The 14,721-nt window shown below is 45.8% G+C and carries 14 protein-coding genes; 7 read left to right on the top strand and 7 right to left on the bottom strand.

From position 1 onward, the window contains the following. Positions 1-334: 334 nt before the first annotated feature. Positions 335-1,066 (top strand): RadC family protein, encoded by a 732-nt coding sequence (gene radC, locus PN462_RS19670; RefSeq protein ID WP_272130537.1) that lies wholly within the window; start codon positions 335-337, stop codon positions 1,064-1,066. A gap of 8 nt (positions 1,067-1,074) precedes the next feature. On the opposite strand, the gene PN462_RS19665 is transcribed toward radC, so the two are convergent. After that, entirely contained in the window at positions 1,075-1,617 is a 543-nt protein-coding gene (locus tag PN462_RS19665) for a gamma carbonic anhydrase family protein (protein ID WP_272130536.1), read from the bottom strand. Between the two features lie 153 nt (positions 1,618-1,770). On the opposite strand from PN462_RS19665, the gene PN462_RS19660 reads away from it, so the two are divergent. From PN462_RS19660 to PN462_RS19650, 3 genes are all read left to right on the top strand, one after another. After that, complete coding sequence (locus tag PN462_RS19660) at positions 1,771-2,283, top strand: TIGR02652 family protein (RefSeq protein WP_334310480.1); 513 nt, start codon at positions 1,771-1,773, stop codon at positions 2,281-2,283. Positions 2,284-2,776: 493 nt separating this feature from the next. Beyond that, positions 2,777-3,568, top strand: a complete 792-nt coding sequence (locus tag PN462_RS19655) for an exosortase-dependent surface protein XDP2 (RefSeq protein ID WP_272130534.1) — start codon at positions 2,777-2,779, stop codon at positions 3,566-3,568. A gap of 212 nt (positions 3,569-3,780) precedes the next feature. Continuing rightward, positions 3,781-4,467 carry a hypothetical protein gene (locus PN462_RS19650; RefSeq protein WP_272130533.1) on the top strand — a complete coding sequence of 229 codons (687 nt, stop codon included), beginning with the start codon at positions 3,781-3,783 and terminating at the stop codon, positions 4,465-4,467. 88 nt (positions 4,468-4,555) lie between these two features. Here PN462_RS19650 and PN462_RS19645 read toward each other — a convergent pair whose 3' ends face one another. Beyond that, a complete protein-coding gene (locus PN462_RS19645) occupies positions 4,556-5,170 on the bottom strand; it encodes a hypothetical protein (protein ID WP_272130532.1) in 615 nt (204 codons plus the stop codon). Between the two features lie 163 nt (positions 5,171-5,333). Here PN462_RS19645 and PN462_RS19640 point away from each other — a divergent pair, with 163 nt between their 5' ends. Then, entirely contained in the window at positions 5,334-6,716 is a 1,383-nt protein-coding gene (locus tag PN462_RS19640; protein ID WP_272130531.1) for a cobyrinate a,c-diamide synthase, read from the top strand. Positions 6,717-6,867: 151 nt separating this feature from the next. Here PN462_RS19640 and ppk1 read toward each other — a convergent pair whose 3' ends face one another. The 4 genes from ppk1 to PN462_RS19620 all read right to left on the bottom strand — a co-directional run bounded on the left by ppk1 (position 6,868) and on the right by PN462_RS19620 (position 11,586). Continuing rightward, positions 6,868-9,039, bottom strand: coding sequence for a polyphosphate kinase 1 (gene ppk1 / locus PN462_RS19635; protein WP_272130530.1), 2,172 nt, complete (start codon positions 9,037-9,039; stop codon positions 6,868-6,870). A gap of 78 nt (positions 9,040-9,117) precedes the next feature. Continuing rightward, positions 9,118-9,786, bottom strand: coding sequence for a hypothetical protein (locus tag PN462_RS19630; RefSeq protein WP_272130529.1), 669 nt, complete (start codon positions 9,784-9,786; stop codon positions 9,118-9,120). Positions 9,787-9,847: 61 nt separating this feature from the next. Continuing rightward, on the bottom strand, positions 9,848-10,420 hold the full coding sequence (locus PN462_RS19625) for a hypothetical protein (RefSeq protein WP_272130528.1): 573 nt from the start codon (positions 10,418-10,420) through the stop codon (positions 9,848-9,850). A gap of 11 nt (positions 10,421-10,431) precedes the next feature. Further along, a complete protein-coding gene (locus PN462_RS19620) occupies positions 10,432-11,586 on the bottom strand; it encodes an AAA family ATPase (protein ID WP_272130527.1) in 1,155 nt (384 codons plus the stop codon). Positions 11,587-11,949: 363 nt separating this feature from the next. On the opposite strand from PN462_RS19620, the gene PN462_RS19615 reads away from it, so the two are divergent. Beyond that, positions 11,950-12,243 carry a hypothetical protein gene (locus PN462_RS19615; RefSeq protein WP_272130526.1) on the top strand — a complete coding sequence of 98 codons (294 nt, stop codon included), beginning with the start codon at positions 11,950-11,952 and terminating at the stop codon, positions 12,241-12,243. A 147-nt stretch (positions 12,244-12,390) separates the two neighbouring features. On the opposite strand, the gene rsmD is transcribed toward PN462_RS19615, so the two are convergent. Continuing rightward, the gene (gene rsmD / locus PN462_RS19610) at positions 12,391-12,933 is read right to left on the bottom strand and encodes a 16S rRNA (guanine(966)-N(2))-methyltransferase RsmD (protein ID WP_272130525.1); all 543 of its coding nucleotides are present in this window, start codon (positions 12,931-12,933) and stop codon (positions 12,391-12,393) included. Between the two features lie 214 nt (positions 12,934-13,147). On the opposite strand from rsmD, the gene PN462_RS19605 reads away from it, so the two are divergent. Beyond that, a complete protein-coding gene (locus PN462_RS19605; protein WP_272130524.1) occupies positions 13,148-14,524 on the top strand; it encodes a DUF3370 domain-containing protein in 1,377 nt (458 codons plus the stop codon). Positions 14,525-14,721: the final 197 nt, after the last annotated feature.

Below are 14,721 nucleotides of genomic sequence, written 5' to 3'. Positions count from 1 at the left end.
GTTTGGAGTCGCCCTCACCCCCCAACCCCCTCTCCCAACCTTGGGAGAGGGGGAGAAAATGTCTCTCACAAGTGTCTGAAACAACGGTGTCTCGTTCTACAATTTCTCACCTTGACAGGGCTGGGTGGGCAATGCCCACCCTTTCAAGGTGGGTAATGAGATATAGCGGTTTGGAGTCGCCCTCACCCCCCAACCCCCTCTCCCAAGGGTGAGAGAGGGGGAGGAAGTATCTCTCATGACTGTCTGAGATTGCGGTTTATAAACCAAATCGGCTACTTTGTCCCGGAAATGGGCTAATCTAACCTAAAGATGATTTGTCGAACTGCATCGATCCATGACTTACAGTTTGAGAATAGCCGATCTTCCCGAAAGTGAACGACCCCGTGAACGCTTAGTCTCCGTTGGGGCGAAAAATCTCTCAACTGCCGAACTTTTGGCCATTTTACTCGCTACAGGCCAGGGGCCAGGGAAATTATCGGCGGTGGGGTTGGGTCATCATATTTTACAGACATTGGGGCAATATCAGCGTGATCCCCTTGATGTGTTGCGGGATACGTCTCCCCAAGAGTTAATGAAAATTGATGGAGTAGGGCCCGCCAAGGCTAGTTCTATTTTAGCGGCCATTGAACTGGGAAAACGGGCGTTTCAGCTACGGCCTGCCCCCAAAGCGATGATCGATAGTCCCCAAGTGGCCGCCGATGCGCTCAGTCATGATTTAATGTGGCAAAATCAGGAACGGTTTGCGGTGTTGTTGTTGGACACCAAAAACTGTCTTTTGGGGACTCAGGTGATTACCATTGGGACTGCAACGGAGACGTTGGCCAACCCTCCCGATATTTTCCGGGAAGTGATTCGTCACGGGGCAACCCGTTTTATTGTGGCTCACAATCACCCCTCTGGCAATGTTGAACCGTCGGGGGAGGATATTCATTTAACGGAACGTTTGTTACAGTCGGCTCAATTGTTAGGTCTTCCTCTGTTGGATCATTTAATTTTGGGCAATGGGGAGTTTGGCAGTTTACGACAAACGACTGATTTATGGACTCGTTTCCCTCAAGAGGAGTGACTTTGGCGTTAATGAAAGCCGATATCTGTCCCTTTTCCAGCATGGACTAGGGCTAATTTTTCGTATTTTTGGGCGTGTTCGATGAGTTCGGCGGCTTCTTCGTCGGAGACTTCTCGAATGGGTTTGGCGGGGACTCCAACCATGAGCGATCGCGCAGGAACATCTTTTGTCACCACACACCCTGCCCCAATAATACTCCCTTCTCCCACTCGCACCCCATCTAAAATTGTTGCCCCAATCCCAATTAAACACCCCCGTTCAATATGGGCCGAATGAACAACCGCCCGATGTCCCACCGTGACATATTCCTCTAAAATCGTCGGCTTACCAGGATCACCGTGTAAAATGGCCCCATCTTGAATATTACTGTGTGCGCCAATTTCAATCCGTTCCACATCCCCCCGAACCACGGCACTATACCAAATATTAGCCCCTGGGGCTAAGGTGACATGACCCATCACCGTGGCATTTTCCGCAATGAAGGCCGCAGCCGCCAAATCGGGGGTTGGCCAAGGAGAGGAAGGGGACGAGGCTGAGGAATAATTCACCATTTTCACCTTAAATTCGTTCTAGATGTTGGAATTGACCAATGTTCCTTGAGTGTTAAGGATATAATGAAGCCAAACCAATTCTCAGTCAGGGGGCTTTTTTCTAGGCTTCTTTCCATTGGCTGTGTAGATTCGGACGATGAATAAATGTCTTCCATGATCAATCCTGCGTTACAATACCCCATTTTCGGTGCAGAGATCAAATGTCCTCACTGCCGTCAAACGATTCCTGCTCTTACGTTGACAGACACCTATTTGTGTCCCCGTCATGGTGCATTTGAGGCAGAACCGAAAACGGGAGAACTGGTTCATTTACAATCCGGTCGTCATTGGCGGATGTGGCATGGGGAATGGTATCGTCAGCACACCCATCCCGATGGCATTCGTTTTGAAATTCATGAAGCGTTAGACCGCCTTTATACTCAAGGCTACCGGGCCACAAAGGTCATTATTGCCAGTCGCTATCGAGAGTTAGTCAGTGCTTATTTAGAACGCAGTAGTCCTTGGCAAGGGAATAAGGGAGACGCAAAACCTCCCCGTCTTTACGGTTTACCCGTTACCTTTAGTCCAGAAGCGACGGATGATCCCCAATGGGATGTTATTAATTTTACACTGGAAAAAGAGCCAGGTGTTCCGGTGCGCTATCCGTATTTTCGCTTATTTGAATAGGGGTAATCAGTCATCAGTCATCAGTCATCAGTCATCAGTCATCGTCAGCATTCAGCTATCAGTTGTCAGCCACGACGCTTAAAACGCTCACCTCGCTCGTTGGTCGATGAGAGGTGAGCTAGGTTTCCTCGCCATCCCTAGGGCTGTTTTCATTGAAATGCTGTTCCAGGAGCGTCCCCGTAGGGGAAATGCTGAATGCTGAATGCTTGCACCTTGGGCTTTAACCCAAGGTATATTTCAGTGAAATCATGGAGAGTTAAGATCAGTAGAAATACAGAAATTAAAAACTGTCAAAACAAATAATTTATCCCCCTCAGAAAAAACTCTTAAACTCCCTCAACTCCTCATACAACTAGGTGAGACAGCTTTACACAATCTTTAAAAAGTGGTCTATTTTTACAATAGTTCAATAAAATTTCACAACGGTATCTGGTCAAATAGAATGGGGTTTTCTAGGCTAGAGATAAGCAGCCCCCAGCAGGAGCAAAAAAAGATGAAAAACCTATTAGTAACCGGAATAACTGCAAGTGCAGCCCTGAGTTTATTGGCAGTCCCCGCAGATGCCTTTAGTTTCCAAACCAATGCCACAGGGGATGGTTGGACCGATACCACCAGTGACATTTGGTTGGAGTCCATTGAATTAGAAGATGGCACGATGGTAGATGAATTCTCCCTGATCAACAGTGCCACTATTGTCGAAAATGATGAATATACAGGAGGCAACTCTGGGGCGGCAAGTACCGATATTGGCGACACTTCCACCACAGGAACAAGTGTTGAAGCCCCTACTGAAAATGAATTAGTGGGCAACCTGAATAATCTCAACCTGAATAATATTATTGATACGGAAGATAGCGGTAGCTTTGCTATTGACCTGTTTTTCAATGATCCCGTTGATAATCTCTTACTCTGGGAACGGGGTATGAATAGTGCTTTAGCGGTTCAAGCGGTAGATGGTGCGGGGAATCTAGCGGGGAACAAAGTCACCGTTGATTTCCGAGAATTAAGCAACGACTACTATGCGGGCTACAAAATCAATACTCAAGAAATTGGTGGCTCTCAAAAAGTTGGCTCTTATGGATTAACTATGGCGGATTTAGGGGTAGAAGACCTCTCCATTAATGGCTTCCGCTTCTTCAGTGACTCCAGTTTCAACGGGCCGGACTGGAAAATTATGGGGACAAATGCCACGCGACCAGGCGGCCCGGTAGATGTACCTGAACCCGGTACAATTTTAGGGTTAGCTGCGTTTAGTGGCTTACTTGCTGCCGCTCGTCGTCGCTAGAGTTGGTTATGCAGGTTAACGATATAGATAGAGATTTTTGGGTTCTCCACCCTATCCCCTTTCCGAAGATCAGGAAGGGGGAGTTTTATTCTTTTGGGAAATTAATACGAGGGATTGATACGGCTAAGAGGACTTAGAAGGAGCTAAAATGGCTTTAGATACGGTTGTGTCTTTGTGGTTCATTTAGTCCTTTCCGCAATCCCCCATTATTCATGACTCATTATTCTTTCTTTTCCCTCTTAGGAAGCATCGGACTCTTACTTTGTTTTAACATCCCGGTTCAGAGTCAAACAACCGAATCCCTCGACTTAGACCTAGACCCTGATATGGTAGAGGATAGCCCAGTTTTGCAACGATGGCAGGAAGACATCCCCAATGTCTTAGACGATATCAAACAAGACCCCAGTTTTCGTTCCCGTGTCCGGGTGGGATACGCACATTTTCCCTCAACTCAGCATCAGGGAGGATGGAGTATTGGAGTAGAGGACATTTTCTTAGGAGAAACCGGGTTGACAGTGAGTGGGGAATATCAGGGGACATTTACGGGCGAACGTAGCACTTGGGGCGGTGACTTACGTTATTATGTTTTACCATTGGGCAACTATGCCAACATTGCCCCCGTCTTAGGCTATCGCAACATCTCCACCGAAGGCTACGACACCGAGGGAGTCAATGTCGGGGTTAAAGTCATTTTAGCCCTTTCCCGCACTGGTGCAGCCGATTTATCCCTCTCCCAAACCTTCGTCTCCCCCGGAAGTGAAGATGAAGTAGGAATAACAACCCTTTCTGTCGGTTATGCAGTCACTCCCCAACTCCGTCTCTCCACCGATATCCAGAAACAAAACTCTAGGGTAGAAAAAGATAGTCGAGTGGGACTGGTTCTAGAATGGTTATTATAAATTCCCCTCGCTACAGTCCCCTAGGCAAAAAGTGGATTTTGCAGGGTTCATCCTTGGTCATAGAACTCAAAACAATTCCCCCTCCCCCTCACTCCCGCAAACAGTCCTGTTCTGGGAATTCTTGCGGGTTTTCTAAAAACTCATTCACCAACCGAACCGGACAGTCGTGTTGGGCCACCACCCCATGGCCTAACCCCGCAAACTCATACACCTGCGACTGGGGGAGGAATTGAGCAACATATTCCCCAAACTGTACCGGGGTGATGGGGTTATAGGATTCTATCTCAGTACAGTATAAACAAGGCCAGGAATAATAAGCCCCTCGTTGTTCGATGAGAATAATATCCCGTCGCGCTTGCAGGGGGCGGTGTATCCCATCTGAGGTAAAATAACGGATACGCTTCAGGGTAGAAGCCCCCGGTCCGCCTTGTTCCATCACTAAGGGGGTTTGATCTTCGTGAGCGAGACTCTCAAGGAGAATAACGCCTAATTGTAGCGTATTGCCTTGGGGAGAGGAATGGAATTCTGGGACGGTGATATACGCACAGGTGGCCTTTTCTACATCTGGGGGGACATCAAAGGAGGTACAAGGGATAGTCTCTAGTGAGGATGCTAATTCAGGAGAAGCAACCCCAACAAATGATAAAAGACATAACCCCAAAATAGGCTTTTTGATGGCGATAAGACTCAACCCTGTTATCACTTCCCCTCAGCCTCCAAATGTTTGAAAATCTCTTGTAATTGTAGAACTTTGGCTCGATCTATTGTTTTTTCTGTCCGGTGTCTCTGGGTTGCTGCTGTGGCACAATTGCTCATTGCCGGACTGGCCTTGTACACTTTAATTTTATGAAGTCATTGATGACAGTATGGGATTAATTATTGCAGGGGAACGGAGTGGGGTGGGGAAAACGACGATTACGTTGGCCCTGCTCTCTTTTTTAGCGCGTCAGCGAGAACGGGTACAATCATTTAAGGTGGGGCCGGATTATATCGACCCGATGTTTCATCGAGAGATTACGAGACGGCCTTGTCGGAATCTTGACCCGGTTTTAACGTCTCCGGAGTATGTCCAAACCTGCTATTCTCGTCACAGTCGGGGGATGGATGCGGTGGTAGTAGAAGGGGTGATGGGACTGTTTGATGGTGTTCCGTTGCAGGAGAATACCGCTTATGCTTCTACGGCCCATATTGCGAAATTGCTCCATTTGCCTGTAGTTCTGGTGATTGATTGTAGTCGCTTGTCGGGGTCGGTAGCGGCCATTGTTCAAGGATATGCTACTCTCGATCCGGCGGTGACGTTGGCCGGGGTGGTGTTGAATCGGGTGGGCAGCGATCGCCATTTAACGTTACTACAAAATGCCCTAGAATCCCGTTCTATTCCCATTTTAGGTGTTTTTTATCGAAATCCTGCCATTTCCCTCCCAGATCGCCATCTAGGGCTAATTCCCACCGATGAATTATCCCCCCTGCACCCCTTTTTTGACCAATTGGCTGATCTAGCCCAAACTAGCTTTAATTGGGAGAAATTAACCCCTTTGCTGAGTCCGTCATCTGTTGAACAAGGGACAAAGAACCCACCACCAATAACAAAGAACCAGAAACCAACAACTAACCCCAGAATTGCTGTAGCTAAAGATCAGGCGTTTAATTTCTACTATCAAGATAACCTGGATTTATTACAAGATTATGGGGCAGAGTTGGTGTTTTGGAGTCCTCTCACAGACACCACTCTCCCCCCCAACACCCACGGCCTCTACTTAGGGGGAGGTTTCCCAGAAATTTTTGCGGAAGCCCTAGAAGCCAATGAAACCGCCCGTTCTAGCCTCTATCATGCCATCCAAGACGGACTGCCGACGTATGGGGAATGTGGGGGGTTAATGTATCTTTGCAATGCTTTGGTGGACTTAAATGGCGATAGTTGGAATATGGTGGGCAGTCTTCCCACAACGACGCAAATGCAGAAACGGCTAACGCTAGGCTATCGTCATGCTACGGTGAAAGAACCGTCTCCGGTGGTGCAAGTGGGCCAAAGGTTTTGGGGCCACGAGTTTCACCATTCTACTCTCACTCAACCCCCTCAAATACCTCTCTATTCTCTAACAAGTTATCGGCCTGACTCTCCCCAATACGCGGAAGGATGGACTCTCAACAATGTTCATGCGTCTTACTTACACCTCCACTGGGGAGGTATTCCTACTCTCCCCCAACAGTTTGTGGCTACTTGTGGTCAATTTGCAAGTAGCAATTAGCAATTAGCCATTAACAATGTTGTTTGGTTGTTTGTGCTTTGTTTAAATGAATATAGGTAGCCGAGAAACCGGCTTTCTGTGCAGAATTGTGGCAAAACATGATCAATTTAGAGAGAAACCCGGTTTCTTAACTTTAATTACCAATTACCAATTACCCCATTCCTACAGAATTTAATGCCATTTCCATTAACATTTTATGTGTTCCGTGGGCGTGTTCTTGGGAGTCGGGTTGCCGTTGGATGTATGTACCATCGGGTTGTAATTCCCAGGCTTGGCGGTTGTCGGCCAACATAACTCCCATAATTTCTTGTAAATCTTTGCGAAGATTTGGGTCTTCAATGGGGGTAACGGCTTCCACTCGTCGGTCTAAGTTGCGGGGCATCCAATCGGCACTGCCAATAAAAACATCTTCGTCGCCCATATTGTAGAAATAGAAGATGCGGGAATGTTCTAAAAAGCGTCCTACAATACTAATGACATTGATATTTTCACTAACTCCTTCGACTCCGGGCCGTAAGCAACAGATGCCCCGAATAATTAAGTCAATTTTTACACCTGCTTGGGAGGCTTCGTAGAGTTTGGCAATAATTTTTCTATCGACTAGGGAGTTCATTTTGGCGACGATGCGGCCTGTCTTCCCATTGCGACAATGTTCGATTTCTCGTTCAATGAGTTGGGTCATGCGATCGCGCAAATTAACAGGCGAGACCAACAGCTTACGATAAGATCGTTGGCGGGAATACCCGGTCAGAAAATTAAACAAGTCCGTTAAATCGGCCCCCAAGTCTTGGCGACAACTCAACACCCCTAAATCCGTATAGAGTCGCGCTGTTTTAGGATTATAATTCCCCGTGCCAATATGCACATAACGGCGAATCTGCTCATCTTCCTGGCGAACCACTAAAGTAATTTTCGTATGGGTTTTGAGTCCCACTAACCCATAAACCACATGAACCCCGGCCTGTTCTAACTTCCGGGCCCATTGAATATTATTCTCCTCGTCAAACCGTGCTTTTAACTCCACTAATGCCACCACTTGCTTGCCATTTTCAGCAGCAGAAATGAGCGCGTGAACAATGGGAGAATCCCCCGAAGTCCGGTACAAGGTCATTTTAATCGCCAACACATGGGGATCGTGGGACGCTTGGGTAATAAACTCCTGTACCGTGGACGCAAAGGAATAATAGGGGTGATGCACTAATAAATCCCCGTGAGCAATTAAATCAAACACATCATCCTTATCTTCTCGTTCTAACTTACGACTGGCCTCGGCGGATTCGAGAACGCGCTGAAAGGGGAGAGGGATAACGGGAGTCCAACTGGGTTCTTGTAGATGGGGGAGGGGGAGTTTTAACAGGGACATAAAATCCCCTTGGCCCAAGAGTCCTTCTACCGCATAAACATCTTCTTCTTCTAAACTCAGTCCCCGCATGAGGGTTTGTTGGACATCTTCTGGCATAGAGGATTGAATCTCAAGACGCACCGCAGACCCCCCAATTCGCCGTTTTCGTAGTTCCTGTTCGATGGCTAAGAGTAAATCATCGGCTTCGTCTTCTTCGACGGATAAGTCCGCGTTGCGGGTGACGCGGAAGGGATAGCATTCTTGGACATTCATGCCTGGAAATAAGGCATCGAGGTTATGGGCAATGACTTGTTCGAGGGGGACTCCTGTCCAAACAACGGGGGTTTCGCTGCTATCGTGGAGGTCGTTGGGAAGGTTGACAAAGCGGGGGAGGAGTCCAGGGACTTTGATGCGGGCAAAAAATTCTTCTTCGGTTTCGGGGTTTTTGACGGCAATTCCGAGGTTGAGACTGAGGTTGGAGATGTAGGGGAAGGGGTGGGAGGTGTCCACGGCCAAGGGGGTGAGGACGGGAAAAATGTGTTCCTCGAAGAAGATTTGTAAGTATTTCCGTTGTTCTTGGTTGAGATCAACGTAGTTGACGAGATAGACTCCTTCTTTGGCCAGTTGGGGTTTGAGGGTGCGTTCAAAGATTTGATCTTGTTGGTGGACGAGGGGGAGGAGGCGATCGCGGATGGCCGTGAGTTGATCTTCGGGGGTGAGTCCGTCGGGGGTGCGTTTATGAACTCCGGCCTCGACCTGTTTTTTCAGTCCAGCCACCCGTACCATAAAGAATTCATCAAGGTTAGAGCTAAAAATGGCCAAGAATTTGAGACGATCTAAGAGTAGGGTGCGGTCATCGAGTCCTTCGGCCAGAACTCGATAGTTAAATTCCAGCCAACTCAATTCCCGATTAAAGTAATATTGGGGATCGTCTAGGTTGATGGTGGAGGGGGCTGTTTTGGTGGACTTGTTTTTGGGCATAGCGATCGCACCTCTTGAGCATGGTCCGGGTTGCTTTTATCCTACCGTGAGACGATTCAAAAACAGTTTATCGCTGCGTTAAGAAACCTCAAGAGAGGGGGAAGGGGTGCTGCTCTGGGTTAGGGGTGGCCGTACACTGAGGTATAGCAAGGGACCCAGGAGGGGAAGAAGGGTGACTCCCCAAAAAATACGGCCCCGTTGAATTCCCCGTCTCGCTAGATCATCTCCTAGAAGGGTGGGAAAGAGGACCGAAAGGAGGCAAAAATCTAAACTCATCACATGGATAAAGCGGGAGGTTTGCCACTGTTGTACGAAGTCGGCCCAGTTTCCTTGGGTGAGGCCAAAGGCCAGTAAGATCACGGCAACGAGGAGGAGAAAGAGGCCAAACCCGCGAGAGTCGAGGAGTTTCAGGAGTCGGTTCGGTTCACCCGGAAAATCGGGGTTAGGTTGGCGCAGAATGAGGTAAGGTAAAAGGGCGAATGCGCCGACAGCAAAGGAGGCCATTGCAAACGGAAACGCTGGAATTTTCTGGCCCCGGCCATCCACCAGGACTATCCCTAAATACAGGGTGGGTAAGACTCCCATAATATTAAATAGGGCTATAATTAAGGGATTTATCCCCTCCCAGTCTCCGGTAGAGAGACGCTGAATTAACGTCCATGTCTCTGGACTATCGGGAGGGGCAAACCCAAAAGCATAAATTAAAAACCCTACCCAAAGAACCGTTAAACCTATTCGTCTTAGCATATTGTTTTCTATACTCCTGTAAACTACCAACGCCAAATTCTAAGTCATTTCGCTTCATACATTAACTTAACCTTAATCGTGCCAATTCTCTACAGGCATGATGCAAAGATGGTAATCCACTATCCGCTAACCTTTGAGGACAAAGAGTTTTAACCGCTATCTCAGCCGCTTGCTCTGCAATTTTAATTCTTTCTTGATCACTCAATCGATTATTCTTATAATCTTCTTCTTCATTACAGTCAGAATTTTCTAAAATATATTCAAACCACGTTTCTATATTACGAGCAGGAATAAAGATTGCGATTTTTTCATCAGGTTGGCGTAAATCTTTATTGCGTTTTCCTTCTTCTTCATCTAAGGCCATATTAAATGAACGCAAGCGGTGTTCTAAACTTTGATTATCAGCATCAACCATGGCAATAACGGCAATATCTTGGCTATTTTTTAGCCTACGATAGCTTTTCACTAACTGTGCATAGTATGCCAAAACCTTAGCATTATTATTTTCTACTTTTAGACCTTTTACATTAGGAAAGTTGCGAATTTTTCTCTTATCAACTCCCCTCAAATTAAGATATTTACGAATAAAACGATCTTGATCAATATCTTCACATAATATAATAAACTTAGTCATTAGTTTTAATATTACTCATCATAAATCCATCCTAATTCTATTAATTTTGCCAAAGATATTCCCTCTCCTATTTCTTCAATTTTTATAACACGACTCATCTCATTATTTTGACGGTCGAACCAATATCCGGAGTATTCAGCCAAATAATTAATCAAAGAAGGATGATGAGAAATTAAAATGGCTTGTTTTGTGTCACTTTGACATTGATCAAATAAGTTTTGTAACCAAGGTTGTATCTCTGGTAAAGCTAAAAAATTTTCAGGTTCATCAATACACAACGTGAACTCCTGCTGAAAATCAACAGAGATGATGCTATAGAGTGCAATTAATGCTTTTTGGCCATCTGATAATTCATCAAAGCGGTAGGAGGCTTTACTTGGTTGATGAAAGATCGCTTCTAAAAAACGAGAGTCTCCGGATTTTACATTACTAAAAGAATCAAATCCTTGCAAAATATCACGCAATTCTAGGGTTAATTTTAACACCTCGCTTTGGTGTTCTTGGGATAAATAGCTATACCAAGCTGCAAAATTTGACATATCCCAATTGGGCTGTTTTTCTTCTTGACGACTTTCAGCTTTCATTCCTAAAGGGTTAGGATGCACAATTACTAAATGTGATAGCCATTTTTTAAAGTAAGTTAATTTTTGATTATCGGGTCTTTCGTAAACAAAATTCACTCCAGAACGAGACCAATCAAAAACGGGTAAAAAAGCTCCTGAATGGCTGGGATTATCATTGTAAATTGTGGCTTGTCCAACCATTTGCTGCATCTCATCTTGAGCTATTTTAAACTTGAAAAGAGGTTGGTCGTCTAAAAATAATTCTTCTAGACACATTCGTTGTTTTTGATGATTTTGGGTATATTCAATAGTTAGCTTATAAGTATATATTCCCTTATCGGTTTCAATTTCTAACTCAAAATTTTGGAAGGGAGAGCTTTGCCAACGAGTTAAGGTGTCAGATGTAAATAGTTCTGGCACTTGATAATATTGTCCTTCTCGTCTAAAGTCTCCACTCACAAAGTCGCGTATTTTTTGTAAAACTTCAAAAAAAGTTGTTTTACCAGAGCCATTTTTGCCTAAAAATATATTGATATTACTTTCTAAGATAAGATTAAAGTTAACCAAACATTTGTAATTATTGATATAAACTTTTTTGAGCATAGAAGATATATTAAATAACAGTTAGTGAGTTCGTATAAGTTGATTTATTTTATCCAATAATTATAATATAATTTGCATCTTTTACACAGACTTTTTTATGTCCATGATTTTTTATCCCCATGATCTGCCCGACCGCAGACAGTCCTCTATTGCGGACAACATATATTACACAATTATTACACAATTATTACACAATACTCCTCCCTCTGTAATATAGTTAAGCCGACTGTCACCATTCATCCTGTTGCTGAAAGCGAGGGTCTTCTTATGACGTTAAGACAATTATAATATCATTTAATTTTAGCTCAATTTAATCTAAGATCGAGAATAGACTAAGTTGATAACCTGTAGGTTAACCTGTTCATGCGCGTCACGCTACAAGATGACATTCTCTATATTCACGGTGAAGATGTCCCCAGTTACCAAAAAGGGGGATCAGTGGTTCGTAATACCTACTTTTGGGCGTTAAAATCCATTAGTTGTTATGCGGCCAGAGGAGGAGACTGGGAATTTGATGCAGAGGTTTGGGTGGCCCTCAAACGGATGCTGCTTTCGTTTCGTGAATCAGGATATTTAAGAGACTCGGAAACTTATCTAGAATTTCCGGATAATACTCCCATTCCTGAGACATTACGGGCTGTGGCAAGTTGGTTATAAAAGGGGGTATAAAAGGAGTAATTTCCCTTTACTCTGCGTTGGGTTTAAACGCAAGTTTCACTGTAAGGGCAATTCATAAATTGCCCCTACACCAAAAATCTGTATTACAGAAAAAAGGGGTTATTTTTGCGTATTATGCTGATCGGTTCAATCCCAATCTGGTGTATAAAAGACTAAGGCTGTATTCCCGTAGGTTTTGTGGCGAATGTCGGTTAATCCTACGATCGCGCTAGGGGTCCAACAATTGGGATCATATTCTACCGCCAATTCGGCGGTGGGGTTTAATAACCCTAACTTGGCCACTTGAGTGATCACAGGATCATATAACTCGCTGGCATAAGGGGGATCAAAATAGATAAAATCAAATGTATCTCCCGCTAACTGGGTGATCCGGTGACGGACATCCCCCCGTAGGAGGCGAAAATTTTGCTCGGATTTAGCGATCGCGCTCCAATTTTGACGAATCACCCCACAGGCCTGGCCATTCTGCTCAATCCCCACCACCACAGAAGCCCCCCGACACAAGGCTTCCGCCCCCATTGAACCATTCCCCGCACATAAATCCAACCAACGACACCCCGTAATTGGCCCTGGCCAAATATTAAACAACGCTTCTCGCACCCGGGCCGGAGTCGGACGCACCCCCCGGCCTGGAACAGTTTTCAAGACACGATTCCCGTAAATTCGCATTCTCGCTCTCAGGACACTTTACACATCTACACCATTGTGACCAAAATATAAAATTAAGAAAAGATTAAACCCCTTAAAGTAGGATTTTAAAATTTTACTGGCTTTTTTCCGGAATTTCCTGCCAAAGGATACGAAAAAAGACCTAAAAACTGTTATAGTCCGTAGCTAAATTTCGATCCCTTGCTATAACTGTTCAACCTTTAGTGACCTAACAATGTTCTCTCTGCTATCTCTTTTCGCACTAGCTCAATTTTCAGCCCCCCCCATTACCACCGCGGCCCCCTCTCAAGATGTCATTGTCCGGCCCCAAGACGTGCGGCCTCTACCCGGCCAACTGGACAACATTCCGGTTTTGAACAGTAATAACCCAGAGGTCATTTATTCCGACGGGATTTTAGTCTCTACCTTCCCTCCCCATGGCAAGCGATCGCCCCAAGCGCATTTAGACCACCCCCTCCAAGGCCGTTTTGATATCTTCACCCATCATATTGCCAGGGGACGCTTTGAAGACGACTGGTTGCCCAAATACCACACCGTGGTTATTAATAACCCCACCTCTCGTCCCGTCGTGGTGGATGTCCTCCAAGGGGTGAGTTATGTCACCAACCCCGACGCACCGTTTGTGGAACTTCCCGCTACTGTGGAGAATCCGACGGGTGATGTGTATTCCGGCCCCGGTTCTCGTTTGGCCAACGATGTGTTACGGGGAATTGATGAACCAGACTTTCCCGATCGCCTGATTCTCGATCCTGGAGAAAGCCAACTTTTGTTTAATTTTCCCATTCGTCTGGGAAATGCTCGCTCTACCCTTGTACGGTTACGCACCAGTGGCCCGGTTTATCTGGCCAGTTTAGCCAAAGAGGGGATTCAAACCAACGAACGGGCGCATCGCGGCCCCACCTTGGAGGAATGGAAATATTTGTTAATGAGGGGTTATTTAGCCTATCCCCGCGATCGCCGGCCCACTCCCCTCGAATATGACGGAGACGATGTAGTTTATGGACGAGTTGCAGGAGTCGCTCAGGGGTCCCAATGGCAGACGAGTGTGGTGGATGAGGGGAAACCTTATTTAACCATTCCCGACAACGGAGAAGCCTTTTCTTACGTCCTCAGTAGTGTTCCTGCGGGTACGTTGGGGACTGGCCAAGTGCAAAGTGCGCCTATGTTGGCCCGTTATCCAGATACCGCTTATTTAGCCAATGGGAATTATGGGGTGCATTATTACCTGACCCTCCCATTAAGAAATACCACCAATCGCACTCAAAATATTGCCATTGCCTTTCAAACTCCGGTTAAACATGATCAAGAGGTGGAGCAACTGGAATTTTTAAACCCCCCCGATGACCGCATCTTTTTCCGGGGGACGGTGCGAGTCCGTTATCCTGATGAACGAGGAATCTTGCGATCGCGTTATTTTCACCTCGTCCAACGACGGGGCCAACAATCCCCTCCCTTAGTCACCATTCCCGTTAAACCCGGTGCAACCCGTGAAGTGAAAATTGATTTCCTCTACCCCCCCGATGCTACCCCTCCCCAAGTCTTAACCGTCAGAACTTTAACAGATATCGAAGCGGCCAAATATGGGGATTAATTTGTTGTTTGTTGTTTGTTGTTTATAAACAAGGGAACAGGGCACAGTAAACAGTAAACAGTAAACAGTAATGTTGTTTGTTCTGGGTTCTTTGTTCTCCCCCAGAGGGAGGAGAGAGAATAGAGGAGAGAGGATAGAGAAAAAATTACAGACTACTCACTTCTCACTTCTCACTTTTCTCTCCTCACTTCTTCTCC

Source organism: Spirulina sp. CS-785/01 (genome assembly GCF_028330525.1).
Classification (GTDB): Bacteria; Cyanobacteriota; Cyanobacteriia; order Cyanobacteriales; family Spirulinaceae; genus JAQMSD01.
The sequence above is the reverse complement of the archived record's forward strand: the minus strand, read 5'-3'. Positions and strand labels throughout refer to the sequence as shown.

What these genes read in the sequence shown, in the direction of transcription:
- PN462_RS19615 (WP_272130526.1), top strand. Translation starts at nt 11,950, where the DNA reads ATGCGCGTCACGCTACAAGATGACATTCTCTATATTCACGGTGAAGAT.
- PN462_RS19655 (WP_272130534.1), top strand. Translation starts at nt 2,777, where the DNA reads ATGAAAAACCTATTAGTAACCGGAATAACTGCAAGTGCAGCCCTGAGT.
- PN462_RS19640 (WP_272130531.1), top strand. Translation starts at nt 5,334, where the DNA reads ATGGGATTAATTATTGCAGGGGAACGGAGTGGGGTGGGGAAAACGACG.
- PN462_RS19605 (WP_272130524.1), top strand. Translation starts at nt 13,148, where the DNA reads ATGTTCTCTCTGCTATCTCTTTTCGCACTAGCTCAATTTTCAGCCCCC.
- PN462_RS19650 (WP_272130533.1), top strand. Translation starts at nt 3,781, where the DNA reads ATGACTCATTATTCTTTCTTTTCCCTCTTAGGAAGCATCGGACTCTTA.
- PN462_RS19665 (WP_272130536.1), bottom strand. Translation starts at nt 1,617, where the DNA reads ATGGTGAATTATTCCTCAGCCTCGTCCCCTTCCTCTCCTTGGCCAACC.
- radC (WP_272130537.1), top strand. Translation starts at nt 335, where the DNA reads ATGACTTACAGTTTGAGAATAGCCGATCTTCCCGAAAGTGAACGACCC.
- PN462_RS19620 (WP_272130527.1), bottom strand. Translation starts at nt 11,586, where the DNA reads ATGCTCAAAAAAGTTTATATCAATAATTACAAATGTTTGGTTAACTTT.
- PN462_RS19660 (WP_334310480.1), top strand. Translation starts at nt 1,771, where the DNA reads ATGATCAATCCTGCGTTACAATACCCCATTTTCGGTGCAGAGATCAAA.
- PN462_RS19630 (WP_272130529.1), bottom strand. Translation starts at nt 9,786, where the DNA reads ATGCTAAGACGAATAGGTTTAACGGTTCTTTGGGTAGGGTTTTTAATT.
- rsmD (WP_272130525.1), bottom strand. Translation starts at nt 12,933, where the DNA reads ATGCGAATTTACGGGAATCGTGTCTTGAAAACTGTTCCAGGCCGGGGG.
- PN462_RS19625 (WP_272130528.1), bottom strand. Translation starts at nt 10,420, where the DNA reads ATGACTAAGTTTATTATATTATGTGAAGATATTGATCAAGATCGTTTT.
- ppk1 (WP_272130530.1), bottom strand. Translation starts at nt 9,039, where the DNA reads ATGCCCAAAAACAAGTCCACCAAAACAGCCCCCTCCACCATCAACCTA.